Annotated in this window: 25 protein-coding genes; 13 read left to right on the top strand and 12 right to left on the bottom strand. The window is 52.5% G+C overall.

Annotated elements, in window-relative coordinates; genetic code table 11:
- Positions 1-47: 47 nt before the first annotated feature.
- Positions 48-671: a TetR/AcrR family transcriptional regulator gene (locus PSE_RS01240; protein WP_051125857.1), complete on the top strand. Its 624-nt coding sequence runs from the start codon at positions 48-50 to the stop codon at positions 669-671.
- Here the strand turns inward: PSE_RS01240 and PSE_RS01235 are convergent.
- From PSE_RS01235 to PSE_RS01220, 4 genes are all read right to left on the bottom strand, one after another.
- A complete protein-coding gene (locus PSE_RS01235; protein WP_014283205.1) occupies positions 668-1,996 on the bottom strand; it encodes a S41 family peptidase in 1,329 nt (442 codons plus the stop codon). The two genes, PSE_RS01240 and PSE_RS01235, sit on opposite strands and share 4 nt — an antisense overlap.
- Before the next feature lie 184 nt (positions 1,997-2,180).
- Positions 2,181-2,579: a response regulator gene (locus PSE_RS01230; RefSeq protein WP_008550372.1), complete on the bottom strand. Its 399-nt coding sequence runs from the start codon at positions 2,577-2,579 to the stop codon at positions 2,181-2,183.
- 15 nt (positions 2,580-2,594) lie between these two features.
- Entirely contained in the window at positions 2,595-3,140 is a 546-nt protein-coding gene (gene hpt, locus PSE_RS01225) for a hypoxanthine phosphoribosyltransferase (protein WP_014283204.1), read from the bottom strand.
- Positions 3,137-4,108, bottom strand: coding sequence for a zinc-ribbon domain-containing protein (locus PSE_RS01220; RefSeq protein WP_158309172.1), 972 nt, complete (start codon positions 4,106-4,108; stop codon positions 3,137-3,139). Before PSE_RS01220 ends, hpt begins: the two co-directional genes overlap by 4 nt.
- A gap of 414 nt (positions 4,109-4,522) precedes the next feature.
- Between PSE_RS01220 and ftsE the strand changes: the two genes are divergently transcribed.
- The 5 genes from ftsE to PSE_RS01195 all read left to right on the top strand — a co-directional run bounded on the left by ftsE (position 4,523) and on the right by PSE_RS01195 (position 8,432).
- Entirely contained in the window at positions 4,523-5,182 is a 660-nt protein-coding gene (ftsE, locus tag PSE_RS01215) for a cell division ATP-binding protein FtsE (protein ID WP_041767788.1), read from the top strand.
- A 25-nt stretch (positions 5,183-5,207) separates the two neighbouring features.
- Entirely contained in the window at positions 5,208-6,251 is a 1,044-nt protein-coding gene (locus PSE_RS01210) for an ABC transporter permease (RefSeq protein ID WP_014283201.1), read from the top strand.
- A gap of 101 nt (positions 6,252-6,352) precedes the next feature.
- Positions 6,353-7,060 carry a YdcF family protein gene (locus tag PSE_RS01205; RefSeq protein WP_208998060.1) on the top strand — a complete coding sequence of 236 codons (708 nt, stop codon included), beginning with the start codon at positions 6,353-6,355 and terminating at the stop codon, positions 7,058-7,060.
- A 64-nt stretch (positions 7,061-7,124) separates the two neighbouring features.
- Positions 7,125-8,021 (top strand): 1-acyl-sn-glycerol-3-phosphate acyltransferase, encoded by an 897-nt coding sequence (locus PSE_RS01200; RefSeq protein WP_014283199.1) that lies wholly within the window; start codon positions 7,125-7,127, stop codon positions 8,019-8,021.
- A 39-nt stretch (positions 8,022-8,060) separates the two neighbouring features.
- Positions 8,061-8,432, top strand: coding sequence for a hypothetical protein (locus PSE_RS01195; RefSeq protein WP_208608887.1), 372 nt, complete (start codon positions 8,061-8,063; stop codon positions 8,430-8,432).
- Positions 8,433-8,445: 13 nt separating this feature from the next.
- Here the strand turns inward: PSE_RS01195 and PSE_RS26855 are convergent, their stop codons facing one another.
- Positions 8,446-8,970: a gamma-glutamylcyclotransferase gene (locus PSE_RS26855; RefSeq protein WP_083416914.1), complete on the bottom strand. Its 525-nt coding sequence runs from the start codon at positions 8,968-8,970 to the stop codon at positions 8,446-8,448.
- 94 nt (positions 8,971-9,064) lie between these two features.
- On the opposite strand from PSE_RS26855, the gene PSE_RS01185 reads away from it, so the two are divergent.
- Positions 9,065-10,108, top strand: a complete 1,044-nt coding sequence (locus tag PSE_RS01185; RefSeq protein ID WP_051125856.1) for a DUF2125 domain-containing protein — start codon at positions 9,065-9,067, stop codon at positions 10,106-10,108.
- Positions 10,109-10,122: 14 nt separating this feature from the next.
- On the opposite strand, the gene PSE_RS01180 is transcribed toward PSE_RS01185, so the two are convergent.
- On the bottom strand, positions 10,123-10,584 hold the full coding sequence (locus PSE_RS01180) for a GNAT family N-acetyltransferase (RefSeq protein WP_008550746.1): 462 nt from the start codon (positions 10,582-10,584) through the stop codon (positions 10,123-10,125).
- A gap of 324 nt (positions 10,585-10,908) precedes the next feature.
- Between PSE_RS01180 and PSE_RS01175 the strand changes: the two genes are divergently transcribed.
- Together PSE_RS01175 and PSE_RS01170 are read left to right on the top strand one after the other, a co-directional pair.
- Positions 10,909-11,811 carry a CoA ester lyase gene (locus tag PSE_RS01175; RefSeq protein ID WP_041767786.1) on the top strand — a complete coding sequence of 301 codons (903 nt, stop codon included), beginning with the start codon at positions 10,909-10,911 and terminating at the stop codon, positions 11,809-11,811.
- A gap of 90 nt (positions 11,812-11,901) precedes the next feature.
- On the top strand, positions 11,902-12,108 hold the full coding sequence (locus PSE_RS01170) for a DUF1737 domain-containing protein (protein ID WP_008550451.1): 207 nt from the start codon (positions 11,902-11,904) through the stop codon (positions 12,106-12,108).
- Positions 12,109-12,165: 57 nt separating this feature from the next.
- Here the strand turns inward: PSE_RS01170 and folE are convergent, their stop codons facing one another.
- The 5 genes from folE to PSE_RS01145 form a co-directional block, all read right to left on the bottom strand.
- The gene (gene folE / locus PSE_RS01165) at positions 12,166-12,789 is read right to left on the bottom strand and encodes a GTP cyclohydrolase I FolE (RefSeq protein ID WP_014283194.1); all 624 of its coding nucleotides are present in this window, start codon (positions 12,787-12,789) and stop codon (positions 12,166-12,168) included.
- Positions 12,790-12,849: 60 nt separating this feature from the next.
- Entirely contained in the window at positions 12,850-13,902 is a 1,053-nt protein-coding gene (locus PSE_RS01160; RefSeq protein WP_014283193.1) for a cyanophycin synthetase, read from the bottom strand.
- 72 nt (positions 13,903-13,974) lie between these two features.
- The gene (locus tag PSE_RS01155; protein WP_008550309.1) at positions 13,975-14,664 is read right to left on the bottom strand and encodes an outer-membrane lipoprotein carrier protein LolA; all 690 of its coding nucleotides are present in this window, start codon (positions 14,662-14,664) and stop codon (positions 13,975-13,977) included.
- A gap of 209 nt (positions 14,665-14,873) precedes the next feature.
- Positions 14,874-17,786 carry a DNA translocase FtsK gene (locus PSE_RS01150; protein ID WP_014283192.1) on the bottom strand — a complete coding sequence of 971 codons (2,913 nt, stop codon included), beginning with the start codon at positions 17,784-17,786 and terminating at the stop codon, positions 14,874-14,876.
- A 4-nt stretch (positions 17,787-17,790) separates the two neighbouring features.
- Entirely contained in the window at positions 17,791-18,987 is a 1,197-nt protein-coding gene (locus PSE_RS01145; protein WP_014283191.1) for an aminotransferase class I/II-fold pyridoxal phosphate-dependent enzyme, read from the bottom strand.
- Positions 18,988-19,189: 202 nt separating this feature from the next.
- Here PSE_RS01145 and PSE_RS01140 point away from each other — a divergent pair, with 202 nt between their 5' ends.
- Positions 19,190-20,194 carry a CorA family divalent cation transporter gene (locus PSE_RS01140; protein WP_014283190.1) on the top strand — a complete coding sequence of 335 codons (1,005 nt, stop codon included), beginning with the start codon at positions 19,190-19,192 and terminating at the stop codon, positions 20,192-20,194.
- Here PSE_RS01140 and PSE_RS01135 read toward each other — a convergent pair.
- Entirely contained in the window at positions 20,191-20,400 is a 210-nt protein-coding gene (locus tag PSE_RS01135; RefSeq protein WP_193384394.1) for a DUF1674 domain-containing protein, read from the bottom strand. The two genes, PSE_RS01140 and PSE_RS01135, sit on opposite strands and share 4 nt — an antisense overlap.
- Before the next feature lie 265 nt (positions 20,401-20,665).
- On the opposite strand from PSE_RS01135, the gene htpX reads away from it, so the two are divergent.
- The 3 genes from htpX to PSE_RS01120 all read left to right on the top strand — a co-directional run bounded on the left by htpX (position 20,666) and on the right by PSE_RS01120 (position 25,390).
- Positions 20,666-21,691, top strand: coding sequence for a zinc metalloprotease HtpX (gene htpX, locus PSE_RS01130; protein WP_014283188.1), 1,026 nt, complete (start codon positions 20,666-20,668; stop codon positions 21,689-21,691).
- Positions 21,692-22,009: 318 nt separating this feature from the next.
- Complete coding sequence (rsmB, locus tag PSE_RS01125; RefSeq protein WP_014283187.1) at positions 22,010-23,458, top strand: 16S rRNA (cytosine(967)-C(5))-methyltransferase RsmB; 1,449 nt, start codon at positions 22,010-22,012, stop codon at positions 23,456-23,458.
- Between the two features lie 273 nt (positions 23,459-23,731).
- Positions 23,732-25,390: a heparinase II/III family protein gene (locus PSE_RS01120; protein WP_014283186.1), complete on the top strand. Its 1,659-nt coding sequence runs from the start codon at positions 23,732-23,734 to the stop codon at positions 25,388-25,390.
- Positions 25,391-25,528 lie beyond the last annotated feature (138 nt).

Raw genomic sequence — 25,528 nt, 5'->3', positions numbered from 1 at the left:
GCGGCTCCTTCATTGTGGTGCCCGCTTTAGTTCCTATACTTCGCTCCATGAGCACAGACCCATGCAAACCTGAAGTTCTGGCGCACATCATCGAAGACGTGATGGACGACTGCATCCGGGTGTTTGTGCTCAAGGGGCTGGAAGCTTGCTCCATGGAGGACTTCTATCAGGCGTGCGGTCCGCATCGGGCCTATGTGGAGGAGCATTTCACCACCAAGCATGACTTTTGTGCAGCGATGCTGATGTGGTGGCTTAACAGCGTGTTTGCTGAGCTTAAGAGCACCATCTCCCTGCATTCCAACCTGCGTGCTGCTGTTGAGGCGGTGCTTTATGAGTTCATCGATATCTGCATAAACCATCGCGAAAGCAGACATGCTGACAAGTTCTGCGTGCTGGACAACATGACGTTGTTTGACGAGGAGCTGCTGGCCAAGTTCGCGATGTATTATCAGGAAGGCGTAAAGCACTTCCGGCTGAAGTTCGTTGATTTGAAAAGCGAGCTGAGAGACCCTGATGACATCGAAAAGCTGCTGATTTTCTACGTGATGATCATTGAAGGGCTCTACGTGCTCGTGCGCCGTGGCTTCTCCCGCGAGATGCTCTTCGAATACGCTGACATGAGCCTGCATACACTCGAGTTTTATGAGAAGCGACCAACGGACCTGAGTTAAGCGGGGACGGTTTTTCCCAATAGCTGTTGTGCAAGTGCCAGTGCTGGGTCGTTGCCTTGCTGGATATCTTCTGCGGTGGGCATGACTGGGTGGTCTGGCTGGATACCGATGCCTTCGAACTGGGTGCCGTCTGGAAAGGCTGTTCGTTTAGTAGAGACCATTAGTTGAGTGTGGGGCAAAGGGGCTTCGAAGCAGGGCTGGCCGGTTGAGCCTGCGGAGGCTTCACCGATTATTGTTGCGCGGCCGGAATGTTTGAGTGGGATCAACAGATCCTCAGTTGCTGAGCAGCTGCTAATATCAATCAAAACAATCAGTTGTCCTTGGAAGGGCTCGGGATCGACCGGGATGGTTTCACCGTTTGTGAACTGCTTCATGGTCGTGGTTTGGGCGTTGGGCTGTTTGTGGTGTGCAGAGAGTTTGCCGTTTTGGAATGCAGCCAAGCTTTGCTGTGCTTTCTGTAGTGCTGTGAACTGAGGTGTGTGTTCCTGCCAGATCGGGATTGGCTCAAGGCAAAGCTTCTTCATCAGCCTCATAGGTGTATCTCCACCACCATTGCCGCGCAGGTCGAGGATCAGAGGCGAGTGGTTGTCGAGCTGTTTGAGGAAGGTTAAGGCCTGCTCTTCAAACTCCGGCTTTGCGAAGCTGCCGATTATCAGGCGTGGATGCTCGGCTGTGGTGTCGAGCTTAGCCTTGTTCTGGTGCAGGGACGGATTTGTTGCGCCTTTGCGGGAGACCAGCAGTTTTCTGCCATCAGCAAGGGTGAGATCAAGCTGATCTGGAAAGAGAAAGCTGTACCCCCGCAAGAGATTATAGGTGGCCGCTTCTGGTTTTGAAGCACTGACGAACTTTGTGTAGTGCAAGAAGAACTCATCTGCAGGGAGTGCGTTGACCTCTTTGATCACATCTCCGAGGTGCAGATCTGCTCTTATGGTGCTGTAAACTGTCCAGACCAGATTATGAGGTTCTGCTGCTGAAACTGGCAGAGGGCGGGCCCAGAAGCCAAAGCTGGCGTTCTTTTGAAGTGTGTGATCAATGAAGAGGGTGTGGGCGTTTTGCAAGCGGGCCAGATAGCCTTGGGTTGCTAGTTGGAAATCCCGTCGGTCCTGCGCTTCTTCCAAGGCGTTGAGGTAGTCAAAATAGAGATTAGCGTTGCACAGGTCCGGAACGTTTTCCCAATGCGCAAAACAGCTTTCAATGGCCTGATAAATCCGGCTTGCCGCGTAGTGCTTCAAGGCATGTGAGATCGGCGCTGTCGGGTCATCCAATGCTTTTAGAGCCTGGGACAACATTGGAGGCTCTGCACTATTTTCTGATGCATCTTCCATGGAAAAGCTCGCCCAAAATCAGAGATAAAGTATGCAGATAGAAGATCAGGAAACCGCAGATTTGTACAGCTTTTGGCCTCAAATCTAAGCCCAGATACACAAAACGCGATCGCTCGGGGGAGGGATCGCGTTTCAGAAACTTTATTGGGCTCTTTATCCGAAAACCGGATGACGCTTTTCAGCGCTATGCAAAAGCGGATTGCGGAGAGCTTTCTTCCTCGCCTGCCAAAGCTGTGGTGACGGCTTTTCTAACCTCTACCAATGAGAATGGTTTGGTCAGAACGTCCTTCACGCACTTGCCGACTTCTTCTGAGCGTTCACGCTGGTCTGCGTAACCGGTCATCAAAAGGATTGGCAGGCCTGGATAGCGAGCGCTGCTTTGCATAGCAAGTTCGATCCCATCCATCTCCGGCATTCTGATGTCGGAGAGCAGAAGGTCAAACTTGCCCTGCTGTTGCAGCAGCACAAGAGCGGCTTCGGCGCCATCTTCCACGGCTGTCACTTTGTGCCCATCCAGCTCCAATGCACGTTTTACAAAGGCGCGGACCGCATCATCGTCTTCCGTCAGAAGTATGTGAGCCATTATAGCCCCCCTCGTTTAGTCGTCACCTTCCTGCGGCACGTAGCCGATGAATGGCAACTGTCTCCATGCATGCCCCATGTCCATGCCATAGCCGACAACGAATTTGTCCGGGCAATCGAAGCCCGTGTAATCCGATTGGATATCGGCTTTTCTGTGACCAGGCTTGTCCAGGAATGCAGCTATCCGGACAGACTTGGCTCCACGTTCGGCGATCATGTCGCGTGCAAACTTGAGTGTGCGACCAGATTCGAGAATGTCATCGATCAAAATGACGTCGCGTCCGGTTACATCGCTTTGGATATCGCGGAGGACTTTGATCTCTCCTGACGACACCGTCCCACTTCCATAACTTGAAAGGTGTAAAAATTCCATTTCCGGAACGGAACCTACTCTGTGCAAAGCACGAGCAAGGTCAGCTGCAAAAATGAAGCTCCCTTTCAAGACTGCTACGAGGAGGAGATTGTGAGGTTTGTCCTGTGCGATAGCTTCTGCGATCGCTTTTACGCGGCCGGCAATAGCTTCTTCATCAAACAGCACGCGGATTTCCGGGTTACCGGTCATCTAATGCTCGCTCTTTTCTTTTGGCGCTCAACAAAGCGCAATTGAATGTCGGCGGCTCGCTCTGGCGGATTATTCAACCGAGCTCTGAACCGTGTTTTATCGCCTGGTGCAAGCCAGTCTTCTCTTGGCTCAACAATCCAGGAGTGTATCTCTTGCGTGTCCTGAGAGCGTAAAGCCAGCTTGATCGCCGGAATATACGTCTCGCTTCTTGTAATATTCTCTACAGAGCCTTCCACAACAAGCACGACAGAGCCGTCCTCTACCTCACGGAAGGTTCTCAGATCCTTAAATACAAGACCACGCAGATTTACGGTCATACCAGCCAACTGGTAAAGACCAGCCAAATCGGGGAAGGTTCTTACTACAGATTCACGGTATTGCACCGCTGCAAAACAGAGTGCGAGTGAAGCAGCAAGAAGGCTCGCTCCCAGCAGGCCTTTCGCGCTTATAACACCTGATTTGCGGGATGACTTGGTTTTTTTTCTAGATCTTCTGTTGGGCTTATGGGATTTGCCCTCAGATTTCTTCTTGTCTTCTGTTTTGTCCTTGTCAGAACCTGCTGGATCTTCAGAGGCTTCATAGGAACTGCTGGCACCAGCTGCGGAGTTTTCGCTGGTGTCCTCACCCTTAGAACCATTTGAATCTGAAGAGTCTTCTTTGGGTTTTACGGCAAGATCTTCTTCAGAGAATGCTTCGTGACGTTCCGCTTTCTCTCCGATACCGGCCCAATCAGTTTCATCAAACTCTTCGGAAAAGGAGGGTTCTTTGCGGTCGTCATCGGGTGTTGAATTGTTGTGTACTTCGCTCTGTGCGCTCAGGGCTTGGGCCCAGTCGTTTGCTGTTTCTTCCTCGCGTGAGACATGCCAGATGTGGTTGCAGCTGGCGCATTTTACTTTGCGGCCAGTGTCTCCAACCTTGTCAGCGGGGATTTCATAGGCAGTATTACATTGAGGGCAGATAATTTTCATCGAGCGTGGTCCAAAGCGATTTGCCATTAATATGGATTGGCTAAACCGCTTAAATCCTTCATTTTCTAGCGTATTCTCACAACAGAGCAGGTTGGGGAATACGTCTCAGAGCCACCAGATATGCAATATACTCACAAGTACTCAAAAGGGCAGGCTTTGACTAGCCTAAATACAGGGGCTTGGAGCCGGATTGAGTGCCTAAACTAATTCTCTTGAACCTATCAGGGCATTTATATGCTTAATGAAGTGTTAATTTATTCAAGGGATATCCAAAGGAACAGGCTCGCATAAATTTGCAGGGGTAATCTCACTCTAAAATTGAACGCGAGAAAATTATTTTTTAGAGTGATTTGCACGAGTTTAGCCTCATTGTAATGATAAGGCGGAACCTCACGTCTGCTAGGGGAATTTTCGGTGATACGCTTTGAGAATGTGGGACTTCGGTATGGAATGGGCCCTGAAGTGCTTCGGGATTTGACCTTTTCCATTGAGCCGCAATCTTTTCAGTTTCTCACCGGTCCTTCAGGTGCTGGCAAAACCAGTTTGCTGCGTTTGCTGTTTCTCTCCATGCGCCCCACACGTGGGCTGATCTCCGTTTTTGGTAAGGACACCACCAAAATCACCAAGTCTGAGCTGCCGTCTATGCGTCGCCGGATTGGTGTGGTGTTTCAGGATTTCCGCTTGCTGGACCATCTGACCACCTACGAAAACGTGGCGCTGCCGCATCGTGTGGCTGGGAAGTCCGAGGCGGAGTATCGTCCTGACGTGATTGATCTGCTGAAGTGGGTGGGGCTGGGTGATCGTATGCATGTGCTACCACCGGTGCTTTCTGGTGGTGAAAAGCAACGTGCAGCGATTGCGCGAGCGTTGATTACGCGGCCTGAAGTTCTGCTGGCGGATGAGCCGACAGGTAACGTGGATCCTCCACTTGCGCGTCGTTTGCTGCGTTTGTTCATTGAGTTGAACCGTCTTGGCACCTCCGTGGTGATCGCGACCCACGATTTCCACTTGCTGGAGCAGGTGGAAGCTCGACATCTTATTCTCAACGACGGGCGGTTGGCTGTTCATGACTGATACTCAGCAAAGACGAGAGCCGCCTATGTCAGGTCCGAAGCGAGCGCCAGCCGGGCAGAAGAGACCCGGACCGCCGCGCAAAGGGCCGCCGAAAGGTAAAGGCAAGGGTGGGCGACCTGTTAAGAAGAAAGCTGCTGTTGCCAAACCTTCTGTGCTGAGGTTTCGATCCAGAGAAAAGCCAGCTCCTATTGTTCCTCCGCAGGCAATTTCCGGTCAGGCGCTTATGCTCGTTGTGGCGATCATGAGCTTCTTGGCGTGTCTGACGGTTGGTTTTGTGGCCATCGTCAATGATGCAGCCAATGACTGGACCAATGATCTTGTGCGTGAGGTGACGGTGCAGATTCGCCCTGCTGATGGCGTGAACATGCTGCAGGAGATTGATCGCACGTTGGCGTTGGTCCGTGAGTTTCCGGGGGTCGGGGAAGCGCGTGCGCTCTCTGATGAGGAAACCAAAGGATTGCTTCAACCGTGGCTGGGTGCTGGGTTGGAGCTGGAGGAACTGCCGGTTCCGCGATTGGTTCTGGTTGAGATCAATGATCCTGAACTGCTTGATCTGGCAGAGATGAAAGCGCAGATAGAGCAAGATATCCGGGCTGCGTCTGTTGATGACCACCGTGTCTGGAACCGCCAGCTCTCTGCAATGGCGAATACTGCGGTTCTGGTGGGCTTTGGTATTCTGGTGCTTGTGCTGTTTTCTATGGTGCTCTCTGTCATCTTTGCGACGCAGGCAGCGATGTCTGGCAATAAGGATGTGGTTGAAGTTCTGCACTTTGTTGGGGCAGAGGTCAGCTTTATTGCTTCTGAATTCCAGCGACACTTCCTGTGGCTTGGTCTTAAGGGCGGAATTATTGGCGGCACGATTGCGGCTGTCAGCTTCCTGATCATCGGTTTCTTTGGAAGTTCCGATGTGACCTCAGTGAGCGGAAACCAGGTGCAGGCGCTGTTTGGATCGGCTCAGGTGGGCACGATTGGTTATCTTGGTGTTGTTGCCGTTGTGGCTCTGGTGGCGGTGTTGACTGCGCTCACATCCCGTCTCGCTGTCCACAGACATTTGGCAAATATGGATTAAGCGCCGTTTTCTTCCCATTTTCGCCAGTTCTGATATGTAGTCAGGAAATTATTCGTTCAGGTTTGTGGCTATAAGCATGTAGCCACATCATGGAGCATTCTTTGAATACGCGCGATACTGCGGCCAATTTTAAAGCACCCGGTGAGCAAGAACCGGTATCAGCCAGCGCTGGAAAGCGTTCTGGCCGGAAGTCGTTTGTGCGGCGCGCAGTCCGTTTCTTCTTTCTGTTGTTTCTGATTTGCTCCGTTGCATTTGCTGCAGGCTTCCTGTGGTTTGTGGAAGTTTTGCAGCCTGCTGTTCAGGCTGTTGTGCCGAAACATGCGGATGGCATTGTTGTTTTGACGGGTGGTCGTGACCGGATTTCGCAGAGTCTGGATCTTTTGGAGACTGGCAGCGCGAAGCGGCTTTTGATCTCTGGTGTGCATCCGTCGACGAGTGCGAAGCAGATTGCTCGGCTTAATTCCAAGCGTATGTGGCTGTTTGATTGTTGCGTTGATCTGGACCGGAAAGCGCTCAATACGATCGGAAATGCCGAGGAAACGGCGAGCTGGGTCAGAAAAAATCAGTTCAACTCGCTGCTGGTGGTGACCAGCGCCTATCACATGCCTAGAGCATTGGCAGAATTGCAGGTTCGCCTGCCAGAAGCTGATCTTTATCCAAGTCCTGTCTACCACAAAGAGCTGGATTTGGAGCGTTGGTACGAAAGTTCTTCGATAACAAAGCTTCTCCTACGCGAATATGTGAAGTATATCCTCGTTCGGCTGCGGGTTGAGCTGGATACTGTCTTTCCGGTAAAACACTCCTCTTAACTTCGTAAAGTAAACTCTGAATTCGCTTTGGCGGGGGCCATGCGGATATGGTTGTGAAGGTATTATGATCGTCCTGCGTTCTATTCTCTTCAACGTGCTGTTTTACATCAGCACCTTGATCATCATGCTGGCATGTATGTTCCTGTTTGTGCTTCCTGTGCGGTATTGCTGGTGGCTTATTCCGTTCTGGGCGCGCACAGAGAAGTTCTTGCTGCGTTGGGTTGCGGGGGTGAAGTCTGAAGTGAAGGGATTGGAGAACATCCCTGACACAGGCTGTATCATTGTTTCCAAGCACCAATCTGCCTGGGAAACTTTTGCGCTTGCAGAGTATTACCGTCAGCCAACTTATATTCTGAAGAAGGAACTGCGCTACGTCCCGTTCTTCGGTTGGTACCTGATGAAGTTCCGTCAGATCCCGGTTGATCGTGGTAAGAAGGGCAAAGCGCTCTCAGAGATGTCCAAGAAGGCTGCTGAGGCGATTGCTGAAGGCCGGAACATCGTCATCTATCCAGAAGGTACGCGCCGCCCTGCAGGGGCTGAGCCGCAGTACAAGTACGGCATTGTGCACCTTTACAAGACGCTGAACTGTCCGATTGTTCCAGTTGCGCTTAACTCTGGTGTGTATTGGCCGCGTCGCCGGTTCTTCCGTTTCCCGGGTACGATCACCGGTGAGTTTCTTGAGCCGATCCAGCCGGGTTTGCAGCCGGATGAGTTCTTCAAAACTTTGCAGGAACGCATCGAAGGTGCTTCGGATCGTTTGCTGGATGAGGCTGAAAAAGCGACACCAGATAACATCATCATCAAAGAAGCCCGTGCACGACAGGCAGAATATAAGAAAAATAAAGATTTTGCGTGGAAATCAGATGTTTCAAAGGAAGAAGGCCGCCTTTGCCTTAAAGGCGGCTTCTTTTTTGACAATGCTCTGGCTCAACTTGTAATATGTTCGCAGTTTGTTCTATAAAGTACTATGGGAAGTAGCAGGAGAAATCAGGAGAGTGCGTTGCAGTACTCGTTGTTTGATGATCACTTGCCGAGTGGAACGTCTCCACGGGTGTCAGAAGAGTTAGGAGCGGGCAGTCAGTTCAAGTACTGGTCTGGCGCCTCTGGCCATCGTTACCTCTTTACCCGGATCTCTCCGGAAGAGGTTGCTGACTACGCAGAGAACCTGGTTCTGATCACAGACAAGAAGAGCGAAGCGGTTCTTTGGCTTGGCCACCAGGGTATGTCGAATGACAAGACCCCGATGCCAGCGCTGAAACCTTCGCAGGATGCATACGTACATCTTTTGGCAGAAGACAGCGCGGAGAGGGATCGCGCTCATAATGATCTGCGTACGGGGATCTTTTCTTATATCAAGCCGGAAGACGAATAGTCCGATCCGCGCTTTATAAAGAAAGCTGCCGTGCCAGCCATTCAACGTTCTGGTCTTTAATACCCATTTCCTTCATGTGCGCGTGAGTGTTGAGTACATACTCCGGATTTGCGCCAGACTGCCCCACAGCCCCCTTTACAATCTGCAATTGGTCTTCTAGCGGTAACGCACCTGCATATTGCTCGTGTTTCTGATCGGCGACGAATGTCACGGCGCGGACTTTGGTGCCGTCTTCATCCAGCAAGCGGATGCGGCGGTGGGTTTCCAGATACACCATGGTCTGCTGTTCACGCTCGCGGAGGTATTCCAGTGTGTGATGCCAGTTTTCTGGCGCGACCCGAAATGCCATGCCGATGCAGGCACCGCCTTTATCCAGCCCAAATACCAGTCCAGGGTTGTCTTGAGTCCCACGATGAACCCACGAATACACACAGAGAGATCTATGGACACCATGCAAAATTGCCGGGACAGCTTGCTCATATGTAAAGCCAGGACGCCAAATTAGTGAGCCGTAGCCAAATATCCATAAATCTCGCATAACTATTTTCTCGTAGAATTCTTTGAGTGACACGCCTATCAGGCTCGTAATCAGCATGCAACTCACAGCGACGTGTGAGGGTAACGGAGAGTAGATGACTGAACCAAAAGTATCCCGGCCTCCAAGAAAGTCGGCGTATTTCGTTTTGGCGATCCTAGTCGCCTTGATTATTGGCGGCTGGTCCGCCTATTGGGCAGTTGGACGCGGTATTGTTTCGGACGTTATTCGCAATGGTGTGAAGGTTGCTGAAGCAGATGGTGGAAGCCTTGAGTGTGGCAACCAGCAGCTGGGTGGCTACCCGTTCCGCTTTGAGTTGACCTGTACTCCGTTCCGCATGGACAAGAACGGAGAATGGTACTTTATCAATGAGTTACGCGGTGTTGCGTTGGCCTACAACCCAACTCATGTGATCTTTGAAGCTACTGGCCCGGCAGAGGCGACTTTTGGTCAGGCTGGTCCGGCATACTCCGCGCATTGGAAAACGGCACAGGCAAGCGTAATTGCAAAAGACAGCAAACCTGCGAAACTAGATGCTGTCTTTAAAGAGCCAAAGCTGACTTACACCATTGGTGATCAGTCCGTTGAGTTCGATGCGGAACTGACTGAAGCGCATATGCGCCGCGTGGAAGGCAATGAAGATGCGCTGGACCTATCACTACTGGTGACTGGTCTGACAGCGGGTCAGGTGTCTGACGAGGTGCCGCTTGATATCAGCCTTGTGATGCAGTTGCCGGAGGGTTCCAAGCTTCTGGACGGCAAAGTTCGCAATATTGCTGATTTGATGGTTGATGAAGAGCTAAAGGTCAACGTTTCCAATCTGTATCTGAAAAGCGGTGAGTTTTCCGTCAAGACAGGTGGTGATCTGGTGATTGACCGTCAGGGCCGTTTGAACGGCACGCTGCCTTTGGTGATTACCGGCATTCATCAGTTGGAAGATGTGTTGCGCCCACTGTTCCCGCAGGGTTCCAAGACGCTTGAATCACTGCAGAAGACTGCGATGAGTATTGGGCAGGGAAGTGCGGTGAATGGTGTTCCGACACTCAAGATCCCAGTGACCATTGAGAACGGGCGGGCCCGTATCGCCTTCTTTGATCTGGGGCCAGTGCCTCAGCTGATCATAAAAGAAAGCGGCTCGTAAGAGCCGCTTTTGGTTTAAGCAAGTGCCAGACGGTCAATCGGGACAATGAAGCTGTCTTTGTCGTCTGGTTCTGCCAGATTTTCAAAGAGGCTGTTGTCGACCTTGTTCTTGTTTGGCACGAGCCAGCGAACATGAAGCCAGTCGCGCTCTTTACCGATCTTGGAGATCTGCTCTACCAGTGTGCGGCCAATGCCTTTGTGGCGGTGGTCCGGCATCACGTAGATATCATCCAGCTGGCCGATGCGCAGGCCGGAAATCAGATCTGGAATATCGAAGAAAGCGGCAAATCCGACCAGCGTGTCCTCTTCAAATGCACCGATGATCTCGATTGACTTGTCTTCGATCAGACGCTCTGCGAAGACTTCGTCAGGACGACGTGGAGCTCCGCGCTTCAAAGCTTGTGCATTCTCTGCGATGAGAGGGGCCAAGTCTGGCGCATCAGCGGGTGTTAAGGCTCTGTAAGAAAGGTCAGCCATTATACCTCTTCCCGTTCCTTCGTTTGATTTTGCGTTATAGAGTGACCCCAAAAATCCCTTAAAATCAAGGTGCGAAAGTCTTATAGGACCGCGAAATTTGTGGGATGCTTCTTTCCAGTGGCTGGCTCATTGGGAGAGTGCTGGTTGTCTCTGCATCTCTGCGTTGCCGCAAAAGCTGATGTTGCTGGGCAGCATAAGGCGAATTGCAGCCAAAGGCCTAGTGTTTGGCGGTTCAAAACTCGCAATTAGCCCGAATGGTGAGTAGTTAAGGCGGATTGCTGGTTCTAAACTCTGCTTTGATTTTGCAACGCAACAGGAAGTGCCATGTCTAGCTCAGAGCAAGCTCACACCATCAGACCGCGTCGTAGTGCGCTTTACATGCCAGGTTCAAATGCACGGGCATTGGAGAAGGCCAAAGGGCTGGATGTGGATGTGCTTCTGCTGGATTTGGAAGATGCTGTTGCACCAGATGCCAAAGAGATGGCACGCGTGCAGGTGTGTGAGGCTGTTGCCGGTGGTGGATATGGCCATCGCGAGCTTGTTATCCGCATCAATGGCATGAAAACCCCATGGGGTCATGACGATCTGAAAGCGGCTGTTGCTGCCAAGCCGGATGCTGTGCTTTTGCCGAAGGTGGAGAGCCTTGCTGACATTCAGCCGGTTGCGGATTATCTGGCAGAGCAGGGCGCTGAGAGCGTTCGCATCTGGGCCATGCTGGAAACGCCGGGGGCAATCCTGAATGCCTCTGAGATCGCGGAAGCGGCGAAAGATCCGCATAACCGTCTCGACGTGTTCATCATCGGCACCAACGATCTGAGCAAAGAGAGTGGTGCGAAGATCCTTCCAGGCCGTGCAGCGTTGATGCCTTGGTTGATGACATTCCTGGCGACCGCTCGCGTTGGTGGGGCTGACATTCTGGATGGTGTTTACAACAACTTCTCTGATCTTGAGGGCTTTGCGGAAGAATGTCAGCAAGGCGCAGACATGGGATTGGATGGCAAGACGCTGATCCATCCGAAACAGCTGCCTGCTTGTAACTCTGCGTTTGCGCCGAGTTCTGAAGAGGTTGCGTGGGCAAAGAAGATAATTGCCGAGTTTGAACTGCCTGAGAACCAGGACAAGGGTGCTGTGCAGGTGGACGGTAAGATGGTTGAGCGTCTGCATGCGGATATTGGTCGGAAAACCGTCGCGATTGCGGAAGCTATCAAGCGGCACGTGAACGCGTAATTTTGAACAGTGCGCGTGTTTAAAGCTCTGGCTTCTGTCTGGTGTGGCTGATAGGTTCCGCCAAGATTTAAAGAACCTAAGGGAATGGATATGCGCCTTTACCGCCTCATCACCGAACCGGATTCCGCGAAGTTTTGTCACCGCGTGACCGAAGCGCTCAATAAAGGTTGGGAGCTGCAAGGTTCTCCAACCATGACCTACGATGCCACCAGAGGCGTCACCATTTGCGGTCAGGCTGTAGTCAAGCATGTTGATGGTGAAAAGTATACGCCAGAGACTAAGCTCGGCGCTTGGTAAGCCAACAAGTTTCAAGGCCTGCAGAGATGCAGGCCTTTTTGTTATGGGCTTGCTTTGTTAGCCAAAGTTTCCTGAGGGGGCATGCAGCAGTGAGAGAAACTCCTGCCGCATTGTAGTGTTGGTTTTAAAATCTCCCTCAAAGTACCGAGTGACCATTGATACGCCAGGCTTGCGAATGCCTCTCGTGGTCATGCACATGTGCGCTGCTTCCACGATAACAGCGACACCGCGGGGCTGAAGAGCCTCCCAGATGGCGTCTCCGATTTGAGCGGTGAGTGTTTCCTGAATTTGCAGGCGTTTGGAGTAGGCCTCTACAACACGTGCGAGTTTGCTGATGCCCACAACGCGTCCTGCGGGCAGATAGGCAACGTGGGCCTTGCCGATGATCGGCACAATGTGGTGTTCGCAGTGGGATTCCAGACGCATGTTACGCAGGACGATGAGATCATCGTAGCCGTCCGTTTCCTCGAAGGTTTGTGTCAGCAGTTGCTTGGGATCGGTTTCATATCCGGCAAAGAAGTCCTCGTAGGCGCGTGCAACGCGGGCAGGGGTATCAAGTAGCCCCTCGCGCTCCGGATCATCGCCTGACCATTCAATCAGCGTTTTGACAGCGGCTTCGGCGTCTTCTCTTGTTGGTCGTTTGCGAGCCTGTTCTTTGGTCAGTGTTTCGCTCAGCAGCATACTTATGGTTCCTGATGGATGGAGGTATGCTGACATTATTGTAATAGTATAACATTACAATCAAGCTGATTGTTGGATCATGGCTTCCAGTACACCCCGATAAATGGCGCGGACACGGTGGTGATGCTCAGGAGAGGCCTGCCAGAAGTTGGTGAGGCCGGGACCTGCGTTGAGTTCAAGCACATGAGCTGGAGCGTCGTTGATACTCAGATCCTCGCAGAGAATATCGACACCGGCATACCGCAGGCCACAGACGCGCGCTGCTTCCACCGCCAGATCTTTGAAGCTTTGTGAAGCGATATCGGTGACGTCAACAGCTTCGCCGCCGGTTGAAAGGTTGGCATTGGAGAGGAGCTGGAGGAGTTCGCTGTCTCTCAGAGTACTGGTCAGATCATAGCCAGCTTCCTGAATGGCTTTGAGAATGCGTGGATCGTCGCTTTCTACCTTGTACCCACCGCTACGGGTGGTGAGGGTTTTGATCTTCTCTGACAAAAGCTCTGCGATGGTTTGGGTGCCGTCTCCAATAATGGAGAGTGGGCGACGTTCGATGATTGCCAGAATGGTTCCATCGAGTACGATAACTCGGTAATCGCGGCCTGAGACAGCTTCCTGCACCAACATGCGATCATTGGTTTGTAGGGCGGCTGTGAGGCGTGTGTTCAGCTCTGCTTCATTTGAGATCTTTTGCACTCCAACACCTTGCGTGCCTTCGTTGGGCTTGATGAAGAGCGGATAGTCGAGGGCCTCAGCTATTGCAGGGGCTTTGGTGAGTGTGTTCAGACTTTGCGCTACATGTGGATTTGCGCTGCTCAGCAGCCGGATGGCTTTGCCTGAGTGGATCAACTTGAAGTCCGGGGTTGGCAGGTCCGCATCTTGGAGCAGGCGGCCACAGAAGTCTTTGTCTTTGGCGGCCTCTCCAGCGGCGTAGCTGTTAAGTGCGAAGGCGCCGCCTTTAATCGGAAAGCGTTTGCCGTCTTCCGTTTCAATGTAGCCGAAATAGAAGAACTCGCTGTCGAGGGCGAGTTTGATGCCCTTCTCCTGGCACAGCTCTGCAAGCAGGCGTGGGGCTAGAGGGAGGTTCGGCTGGTCGGGTGAAACCGGGATAAACTGCATTCACATACTCAAGCTAATAAAAAAGGAGCGCCGAAGCACTCCTCTTCATACATCAGAATTTGGATCAACGCTTTAGTTGTTGCCGCGTCGCTGACGGGAATTTGCGATGTAGTCGATCTTGAACAGATCCGGGTTGGTTGCGCCGTTTTCGACCACATCGTAGATGGCAACAGAGGTGTCGTACCCCTGTGCATCACGTACGGTCCACTGCTTCAGTTTGTAGTCGCGCGCATCGAAGATCAGCGTCAGGCGGCCAGAAGTGAAGCGGGTTTTGTCGTCGATGGTGATTGTGATGAGGTCTGGCTCAACAACCACGTTGGTGACGTTTGCATCTGTTTTCAGGTCGATTTTATCAGCCAGCAGGAAGCGCAGCGGGGTCTGAGACAGTGGCCAGATGTCCTGCGTCTGCAACTTACGGTCCTTCACGGAGACCATGCTGCCGTCAGCAATGATGTCGAGCGTGGACGGCTTGTTGTAGTAGAAGCGGACTTTACCCGGACGGCTGATGAAGAACTGGCCTTCAACGCGGCCACCTGTTGGGCCGAACTGTACGAACTTGCCGTGCATGTTGCGAACGGAGTTGAAATACTTGCTCACCGCGTCAATGGCTTGCACGTTGGTGAGTGCGACTGGTTGAGCCTGCTGGGTTGTTTGAGCGGCGGAGTGTTCCGCTGTCAGTGGGACAGAACCAATAAAAAGCGCTGCAGCAATTGCGAGGCTTTTGCCAATCCTACCAAAAGAGATCGCCTGAGATGCAATCATAAATAAAACTCCGCTGTCAAAACTCGTAGAACAACCGTAAGGCGAGTTGATTAACTCTTCTCTAAATCTTCAGCCGGCGGTTGTTTGTGAACCCTCATTTTGAGAGGCTATCGTTACCATAAGGCGAAGATGGGGCATATGCCCCAAATTCCATAAATTTGCCTTGTGATCTCCGAAAAGGCTGATCAACTTTTCGGGATTGCTCTCAATCAGAACTGCTCATCATTGTCCGGAAGCAGGATTTCGCGCTTACCGGCGTGGTTTGCTGGGCTGATCATGCCTTCCTGTTCCATCCGCTCAATGAGAGATGCAGCGCGGTTGTAGCCGATTGAGAGGCGACGCTGGATGTAAGAGGTGGAGGCCTTGCGGTCTCTGGCGACGATGGCCACCGCCTGATCGAACAGGTCGTTGGTTGCGTTGCCGGAACCCTGTGTCAGTGCATCGTAACCACCAGCTTCTTCGGTTTCTTCTGTCACGTCGGAAAGATAGGTTGGTGTGCCCTGTTCCTTCAGGTGCTTTACGATGTCTTCCACTTCATCATCTGAAACGAATGGGCCGTGAACGCGCTGGGTTTTACCACCAGCAGCCATGTAGAGCATGTCACCCATGCCGAGCAGCTGCTCTGCGCCCATTTCGCCGAGGATCGTGCGGCTGTCGATTTTGGACGTTACCTGGAACGAGATACGGGTTGGGAAGTTTGCCTTGATGGTACCGGTGATCACGTCCACGGATGGACGCTGGGTTGCCATGATCAGGTGGATACCAGCAGCACGGGCCATCTGTGCCAGACGCTGGATTGCGCCTTCGATGTCCTTACCGGCAACCATCATGAGGTCAGCCATCTCATCGACGATCACGACGATGTACGGCATTTTCTCCATTGGCAGTTCTTCTTCTTCGAAGATTGGCTCGCCAGTGTTTTTATCGAAGCCGGTCTGAACTGTACGGGTGAAGCTCTCGCCCTTCTTCATGGCCTGCTCAACACGGGTGTTGTACCCGTCGATGTTTCGCACGCCCATTTTGGACATTTTCTTGTAGCGATCTTCCATCTCACGAACGGTCCACTTCAGAGCCACAACGGCTTTGTTTGGATCAGTCACAACTGGAGTGAGAAGGTGTGGGATGCCGTCGTAGATGGACAGTTCAAGCATCTTAGGATCGATCATGATCATCTTACACTGCTCAGGGGTGAGCCTGTAGAGCAGGGAGAGGATCATCGTGTTTACAGAGACGGACTTACCAGAGCCGGTTGTACCAGCCACGAGCAGGTGAGGCATACGGGCAAGGTCGGCGATGACGGCTTCACCATTAATGGTTTTGCCGAGAGACATGGCCAGTTTCGCCTTGGACTCATCAAAGTCCTCAGAATCCAGCAGTTCGCGAAGATAAACGGTTTCGCGTTTGGCATTCGGCAGCTCGATACCGATTGCGTTCTTGCCCGGAATAACGGCCACGCGTGCAGAGATCGCGCTCATGGAGCGGGCGATGTCGTCTGCCAGACCGATCACGCGGGAGGACTTGATACCCGGTGCTGGTTCCAGCTCGTAAAGGGTAACAACAGGGCCAGGACGGACTGCGATGATTTCACCGCGTACACCGAAGTCGCCCAGAACACCTTCCAGAATGCGGGCGTTTTGCTCCAGTGCATCTTTGCTTAGGCGCTGCTTGCCATCTGCCTGCGGTTCTGCCAGCAGCTCAATGCTTGGTAGTTCAAACGGTTTCTGTTTGACGATCGCAGTAGACTGTTTTTCCTGCGCAAATGGGCGTGGAACCATGCGGCCCGGTGCAGGGCGTGGCGCCTGTGGCTGCGGAACCGGCTGCATTTGCGGCTCAGGTTCGTCCGGGCTGGCGATGCCAATTGGCCCGACTGGAGCTTCTGGCTGAGGTCCACGGTGGAGGTCTTCGTCCTCGTAGTACTCGTCAGGTCCGAGTTCGTAGCCTTGCTCGTCATAAGCAGGCTGGCCAGCTGGTGCGGCTTCCCACTGCTCTTCAGGGTAAGGCTCATTCTGCGGTGCGTATTGCTGTGTGTTGTCGTATTGCGGATCAAACTGCACATCATCGCGCGCAGGCTGAGCTTCCTGCTGATAATAATCGTTGAGGCCGTCGTCTTCGTCCGGCATCAGCTTCGCTGCCACCTTGCGTCTCAGACGGGAAACCAGCCCGCCTTTTTGCTCAGGCTCTTCTTCGTAGGCTTCCTGTTCTTCCCACTGCTGTGGTGCTTGTGGGTCGTACTGGTCGTCCTCGTAGTATTCCTGTTGCTGTTGTGGCTGGTTTGGATCGTGCGGTGCCTGAGCGTATTCCTCTTCTTCCTGCCAGTTCTGTTCAGCAGCAGGTTTGCGCTTGAAGAGCGTCCGCTGGATTGCGCTGGTTGCCATCAGCTTCCAGTGGCTGAGGGCACCAATAACTGCGTAATAGCGGTTGTTTTCGCCTTCGTAGTCGTCCTCGGAATCCTCAGAGAATGGAAGAGCTTCGTGCGGTGTGTACTCGTCTTCAACCGCTTCGTCTTCTGCGATCTCTTTTGGAGAAGACTCTTTGCCGATCAGTCCAGCAGCATGTGCCAGCAGAGCAATGGACGGCAGGCCGAGTCCAACTGCACCGGTGAGGGTGCGCAAGCCCGTTGAGAGCTCAGGCAGAATTGCGGATGGGATGGAGAACACCCAGTCACCAAGGAAGCCGCCAAGACCAGTTGGTAGTGGCCAGCTTGTTGGGACTGGAATTGCCGCCAGTCCACCCGCGAACAGCACTGTTCCGACAAACCATGTCAGGAAGCGTTTGCGGGTGACGCCGGAGGTGTATTTGAGCGACAGGCGCCAGCCCCAAATGAAGATGGGCACCAAGAACACGGCTGTTGCCAGCCCGATGGTCTGCATCAAAACATCAGCAACAATGGCACCAGTTTGACCCAAAGCGTTGTTGATCTCCGCATTGGTTGCGTGATTCAAGCTTGGGTCGGCTGTGGACCATGTTGCTAGTGCTGCCGCCACGCAGATGCCGATGACAAGGATCACCGCACCGCCAATGACGATCAGATTGCTTTTGATAAAGCGCTTTATCGGGCTCTCTGTATCAGCCAGTGAAACAGAGTTTGCTTTTGGTCGTTGCATTGCAGCAGCCTGACGCATTCAATTACTCCAGAGAGTCCAAAATTCTTCGGAACGCTTCCTTGCTGGTTTCCAAAGATTCAACGAGGGCGAGGCGGATGTATTTGTCACCGGGGTTGGTACCGTCCGGCATGTCTGAGGCGATGTAAGCACCCGGGAGAGCTTTGACGCCGGTTTCACGCCACAACTTTTCAGCGACTTCGGCACCAGAACCCCAGCGGGATACGTCTAGCCAGAGGAAGAAGCCGCCATCTTTGCGTACGGAACCAAAGAGAGGTGCGAGCATGTCTTCAGCTGCATCGTACTTTTCATTGTAGAGGCGGCGGTTTTCGATCACGTGCTCTTCATCGCCAAATGCGCGCACGGCCAGTGCCTGAACAGGCATTGGCACCTGAGGGGCAGCAACATTGCGGAAATCAGTGAAGAACTGGATGAACTCAGGATCTCCAGCAGCAAAGCCGCAGCGTGCGCCCGGCAGGTTGGAGCGCTTGGAGAGGGAGTTGAAGGTCACCACGTTTTTCAGTGTGCCATCAATCGCTTCAGCTGCTTCCAGGATGCCGGTTGGTGGTGTTTCGCGGTAAATCTCGGAATAGCATTCATCCGCGAAGAGCATGAAGTTGTGTTTGCGTGCCAGCTTGATGAGCTTTTGCCAGTACTCCATTGGTGCGACAGTACCCTGAGGGTTCGCAGGAGAGGCAAAATAGAACGCGACAGTGCGGTCCAGCAGATCCGGATCAATTGCATCCAGATCAGGCAGAACTCCGTCAGCTGGTTCTGGCAAAAGAATTTCGTCTGCGCCCGCAATATGAGCGCCAGCACCGTAGGACTGGTAGAACGGGTTCGGCAAAATAACAGCCGGTTTGCCGTCTTTTTTCAGATAGTCGCGTGCGGAGACGCAGCCGAATACGAGGCCTTCGCGAGATCCGTTGAGCGGAATAATGCTCTTATCCGGATTGAAGGCATCGGACAGGCTGAAGCGGTTTTTGAGCCACTTGCCGACAGCTGCGCGGAATTCATCTGTGCCACGGATAGCAGGGTACTTGCGGAAGCCATCCTTGTTTTCTTCAAGTACTTCAATGACGTAGCTAGGAGGTTCATGACGCGGTTCGCCGATGGTCATGATGATTGGATCCAGACCCGGTTCGATGCCAGCGAGCTGTTGATTCAGCCGCTGAAACGGGTTTCCTCCGCTAGATTTTTTTTCAACTTCTTTCGTGGACACAAGAATTCTCGCAGGAATGATTTACAACAATTGCTCAGAGCACCAAAACTCTAGTGTTTTTTGGTAAATTGGCTGTTAACCAATTTACTGTGCGCTAAGCTGAATAGGTGTTTCTTCTGGGGTTTGTCATCTGATTTTTTAGAAGTGTGGGTTTTGATGTGCTGGCTGAGTTAGGATCGAACTTGGGCCGGGATTTGTCGAAATGGCGCAAACCACAGAAAACATTGAAGCAAGCCATATCCATCTGGATTCTTCGTTTGTTGTTGTTTTCTCCAAATCCAAAGGCATGCGCAGGTTCACACTAGCAGAGCTACGTGACTATGAGCTGGAGCCCGATGAATTTTATTGGGCTTATCTGCAACGGGTCGCCGCTCAGAACAGAGAGTTTCTTGAAGAGGCGGGGTTAGAACACAGCGATATTGATGAGTTGCTTGCACGAGAGGTGCGCCCGCATTGTCATGTGCGTTCGAAAGGGGTGTTTATCGCGATCAACTCCTTCAATGAGTTGCCCAGTCAGGAAAGCGGCGACATGGAATATGCCCATGTTTGGGTTGATGAACGCAGGATCATCTGTGTCTGGCATGAGCCGCTGGAGGTGTTTTGCAGTCTGGTTGAAAGCTTCAATAAGCGCGTACCGCCTGAAAGTACTGCGGAATTTTGGGCGCGATTGGTTCTGGCTATTGCTGAGCGCGCAGAAGACATGGTTGAGGAACTTCAAGACCGGATTGATCATTTGGAAGATGTGGTTTTGGAAACTGGTGATCATCCGTGGGAGAGTGAGTTGGCCCGGGTGAGGCGGTTCGCCACAATCGTTCGCCGTAGCATGCTGGCGTTTCTGGATACCATTCGAAACTTTGAAATTGAGAATTTCAGCTGGGTTAATCGCGTGAATAAACGACGCGTGCGTGAAGCGGGTGATCGTGCTCTTAGAATTGCTGAAGAGATGGATGCTATCCGTGAACGTGCTGAAATTGTTCACGACCAGATTATGTTCAAACGCTCTGAGACAACCAATCGTTCCATGTTGATGATGGCAGCGATTGCTGTTGTGTTCCTGCCGCTCAGCTTCATTACGGGATTGCTGGGCATTAACGTTGCGGGCATTCCCGGAAGCCATGACCCTGTTGCATTTACAGTGGTCACGGCACTGCTGGTTCTTATCGGACTGGTTCTGTTTATGATCGTCCGATGGTTTAAGATGTTTTAGAAATCGCTGGTGATGCCTTTAACTTCCCAATCGCTGTAGCGGGCAGGATCCAGACCACCGCGGCCGTTGAGTTCTTTTGGCATTGCTTTTTGTGCAGCGTCGATTTCAGCGCGGCGTTCTTCAGCTTCTTTCAGAGCGCGCTGTGCTGCCGGGGGCAGGTCTTCGAACCGGCGTTTTTTTGGTGCTTCTTCGACCTGTTCAGACATATCAACTTCTTGTGCTTTGAAGTTTTCGACGGCTGATTTGTTCTCTTTTTCCATTTCAATCCCCGTTGGCTGATGCCGCTTATCGCTTCTGTAAGCTTGCGTTTGCCATTTGGAGCTACCACTTAAGCAGGTAGTGGTAGTTTCACAATGATCGCGTAGGCTTAGATATAGGCGCGAGAGCCTGTGTTTTGCAATGGGCACTGCGTTCATTGATAGACGACTGCCGAAATTGGCGAATTAGAGAACAGATTGGAGCGTTGAAACCATGAACTATGTACGGACCGGCATGCTGCTTGCGGCGATGACCGCTTTGTTTATGGGTATTGGCTTCATGATTGGCGGCCAAACCGGCATGCTGATTGCGCTTCTGATTGCCGGTGGCATGAACATCTTCTCCTACTGGAATTCGGATCGCATGGTTTTGGCCATGCACCATGCGCAGGAGGTGGATGAGCGGCAGGCACCGGAGCTTTATGGTATGGTTCGTACCATGGCGGCACGTGCTGAACTGCCGATGCCGAAGGTTTATGTGATCAACAACCCGCAGCCAAATGCGTTTGCAACGGGTCGAAACCCTGAAAATGCGGCGGTGGCCGCGACAACTGGTTTGCTGAACAGCCTGACAAAAGAAGAAGTGGCTGGCGTGATGGCGCACGAGCTGGCGCACGTGAAAAACCGTGACACGCTGATCATGACGATCACAGCGACGATTGCCGGTGCGATCTCCATGCTGGCTAACTTTACGTTCTTCTTTGGCGGAAACCGTAATAACCCGCTTGGTCTGATTGGCTCGATCCTGATGATGTTCCTGGCGCCGATGGCGGCTGCTTTGGTTCAGATGGCGATTTCCAGAACGCGTGAGTATGCAGCTGACCGTATGGGTGCACAGATCTGTGGTAACCCGCTGTGGCTTGCTTCTGCTCTGCACAAGATTGCAGGTGGTGCGGCACGTGTGGTGAATGAGGATGCAGAACATAACCCGGCAACGGCGCACATGTTCATCATCAATCCGCTCTCAGGCCAGAACATGGACAACCTGTTCTCCACCCACCCGAACACGGATAACCGTATCGCTGCGCTTCGTGAAATGGCTTCAGAAGGTGGTTTTTCTGATATGCGGAGTGCTGGTGGCGGTCATTTTGGTGTTCGTGAAACATCCAATGCGCAGCCGCAGCGTGATGCCCGTCGTCCAAGTGGTCCATGGGGTTCTGCTGGTAACACCGGACAGCGCCGGGGTGGTGAGCAGTCTGGCCGCGATGAACCTCGCAAGCCTAAGGGGCCTTGGGGTTAAGCCAGAAGGCCAAAAAGCAAGAGAAAACTGCGAATGCGGGGTGTCTTCCGCATTTGCTTTGTTGATTGTGCCGTGTTTACCTGAATAACTATTCGAGCTTCCCAAATTGTCTTTGCAATATTAAAGGTTCTGTGGTTAGCCGAGCGGGATTTGACAGTTCTCCTATGGTGACAATTGGCAGTAATCCGCCAAAACTTCTAGTGGAACCAGATGGTCCACTCCGGTTTCTGACAGAAGCCTTTCACGCAAGAATGCATCTTTACAAGAATAGCTGGCGCCGAGGATCTGGCGACACATTCTGGAATACATGGATCAACGATGAGCGCAGAGCGTAAGAACACATCTTCTCAGGACAAAAACTCCAAGTTCAAGGGGAGAAAGCGTTCTGGAGCACCGAAGACTCCAAAAGGTAATGACCAAGCTTCTGAAGCAGATAGCGTAGAGGGCACTTTCAAAGATCCCGGTTATGCAGCGCGTAAAGCAGCGACGGACCTTTTAGGTAAAGTGCTCAGCAAGCGTATGCCGCTGGACGGTGAGCTTGATCTGAATAATGGCCATCCGGGCTACAAGCGTCTTGAGCCGAATGATCGGGCACTTGTTCGTGCGATTATCGGTACAGCGCTGCGTCGTCGTGGTCAGATTCAGGATGTGATTGATCGCTTCCTTGATCGCCCAATCCCTGAGAAAACCGGTCGTGTTCTCGATATTCTCCATGTTGCTATGGCGCAGCTGTTCTTTATGTCTGTGCCTGATCATGCAGCCGTATCCCTCGCAGTGACGCTGGCAGGTCGTGATGGACGTGCGAAACCATACAAGAACCTTGTCAATGCGGTTCTGCGCCGGGCAACACGTGAAGGTGCTGCTATCATTGCAGAGCAGGATGCTGAGAAGCTGAATGCGCCTGAGTGGATGTTTGCGCGTTGGTGTGAAGTTTACGGTGAAGAGGCCGCGCGCGCGATGTCCGCTGCGCATATGACTGAACCGTATCTGGACCTGACAGTGCCTGCTGATCGTGAAGCGTGGGCAGAAAAGCTGGGCGGTGAAGCGCAGCTTGGCTACTCTGTGCGCCTTCAGCCAGATGGACCAATTGAAAAGCTTGAGGGTTTTGACGACGGTAAATGGTGGGTTCAGGATGCTGCGGCAGCTGTTCCTGCTCGTTTGCTGGGCGACATCAAAGGCAAAGTGGTTGCTGATCTATGTGCTGCACCGGGCGGTAAAACCATGCAGCTGGCAGCAGCTGGCGCAGATGTTACCGCTGTCGATATCTCAGCGCGTCGTTTGCAGCGTCTCACGCAGAATCTGAAGCGCGTTGGTTTGGAAGCTGAGACTGAAGTCTCTGATCTTCGTGAATTTGTGCCGATTGATCTGTTTGATGCGATCCTTCTTGATGCGCCGTGTTCTGCCACCGGAACCATTCGCCGCCACCCTGATGTGGCTTGGCTGAAGCGTGAAGATGATGTGCTCAAGCTGGCTGATCTGCAGTACGAACTGCTTGAGAAAGCATTGGGTTGGCTGAAACCGGGCGGTACGCTGGTTTACTGCACCTGTTCACTCGAACAGGAAGAGGGTGAGCTGCAGATTCAACGTTTGCTGCTGGAGCATCCAGAGGTGCAGCGTGTGCCTGTGACGGCAGAGGAACTCGGCGGTGTTGCCGAGGCGATCAACTCCCAAGGTGACTTCCGTGCGATGCCGGGTCAGAACCCATCTTCTGGCAAAACATCCGGTGGACTGGACGGCTTCTTCGCTGCTCGTTTGCGCATCTCGTAAAAAGAGCTGGTGGAATGTCACTAAGGATTTGCGCAAATTGAGCATGGTTAACGAGATTTAAAGAGCTTGGGCGCAAACCATTTATTAAGTTTGGTTTAGAGCGTGCGGTTGCAAAACGCATTTATAGATCACGCTCTAAATCTTTGTTTTTACGCGTTTCCTTATTTGAAAGCCTATGGTTTTCGAGGACACGCTATAGCGGAGAGCTGAAGGGGTATGACGGGCGCAACAGTGTCCGAAAGGCTCAGAATCCTTAGCCTTTTGACACAAAACATGGCTCAAAACAGCCTGAACTGGGCACGTGGGGGATCAATGTTCCGCATGTTCTCGTTCGGGAGTGCGCCATCGCGTCTTCTTATTGCTCCTCAGGATCTTCGCACTGCAGACGCTACGAATGCCGCTGATATCTATGCCGGACGCTTCCTGTTTGCAGGGCATCTGGTTGAGGTTGGCGGTCAGTCTCCGTTTGATGTAGAGCCTCCGAATCTGCAATGGGCGAAAGCTCTGCATGGATTTTCCTGGCTCCGTCATTTGCGTGCTGCTGAAACCAATATGGCACAGCAAAATGCCCGTGCTTTGGTTGAAGACTGGATCAAGACCTGTGGTCGCTGGCATGACATTGGCTGGAAGCAGGAAGTTGTTGCTCGCCGTGTTCTAAGTTGGATGGCGCAATCTCCGTTGTTGCTGACCGGATGCGAAGCTGATTTCTATCGTGCCTTCATGCGTTCGCTGTTCCGGCAGGTGCGATTCCTTCGCAAGACCATGAACAAAGCGCCAGATGGCCTGCCACGTTTAACTGTAGCTATGGCAAACGCGTGTGCGACTGTTTCCATGGACGGGCAGGGGCGACACATCAAGCAGGCGTTGAAGCGGCTTGATCAGGAGCTGAAACGACAGATCCTTCCGGATGGTGGACATATCTCCCGGCATCCTGGTGCTATCATCGAGATCCTTGTTGATCTGTTGCCGATCCGCCAGGCACTCGTGATGCAAGGACAAACGGTTTCTCCGGTGATGATGGAATCCATCGACCGCATGATGCCGATGATCCGTTTCTTCCGTCATGGTGATGGTTCTTTCGCCCACTTTAACGGCATGGCCTCCACGCCGGGTGATGTGGTGGCAACGATCCTTGCTTATGATGATGCTCGTGGAACGCCTCCAGTGAGTGCACCTCATTCTGGCTATCAACGCTTGACTGGTGGTGACAGTCTGGTGGTGATGGATGTTGGTGCTCCGCCACCGACACGCTTTTCTAACAGTACACATGCTGGCTGTTTGTCTTTCGAGTTCTCCTCAAAGCGCAACCGCATTGTGGTGAACTGTGGTGTCTCTACGCGTGAGCAGGTTGCGTGGAAGATGGTGGCACGTTCTACGGCTGCTCATTCCACTGCCGGCATTGGTGATGCTTCCTCTTGCCGTTTCCTGACATCATCGCGTTTCGATAAGGTGCTGGGAAATCCGGTTCTATCCGGCCCGAAAGATGTTTCTGCTGAGCGGCAGGATACGGATCTTTCTGACCGTGTGATTGCGAGCCATGATGGGTATGTTGATCGCTACGGGATTAATCACGAACGTGATCTGACGCTTTCACGCGATGGTACGGTTCTGGACGGTATTGATCGCTTCAAACCAACATCTGACAAGGCCGAGGAAGAGACGGTGACCATTCGGTTCCATCTTCATCCGCAGGTCACTTGCACCATGTTGCCGATGGGTGATGCTGCTGTTTTGCAGTGTGCAGATGGCGAGGCGTGGGAGTTTACAGCTGAAGGGCTGGAGTTCTCCGTTGAAGAATCAATCTATCTGTCTGACGTGTTCGGTCATCGCCAGACACAGCAGATTGTGATTTCGCTTAGTGTGAAAGAAGCACAGAGCGTGACGTGGATGTTGAGAAAGACAGCATCTGCGAAGGGACGGCGGAAGACCTAACGTCATTTATTCTCCTGCCCTTTAGGGGATGTAAACTGCTCCTAAAGGTTACCCGTCAAACCCGGCTTGCACCCTATTAAATGGGTTCCCACGGCTGTGAATAAGTGTTATTTGGCGGGCGTCAAAACCCTTCCATTT

The sequence above is a fragment of the Pseudovibrio sp. FO-BEG1 genome (assembly GCF_000236645.1).
Classification (GTDB): Bacteria; Pseudomonadota; Alphaproteobacteria; order Rhizobiales; family Stappiaceae; genus Pseudovibrio.
This window is presented reverse-complemented; position numbering and strand designations above follow the sequence as displayed.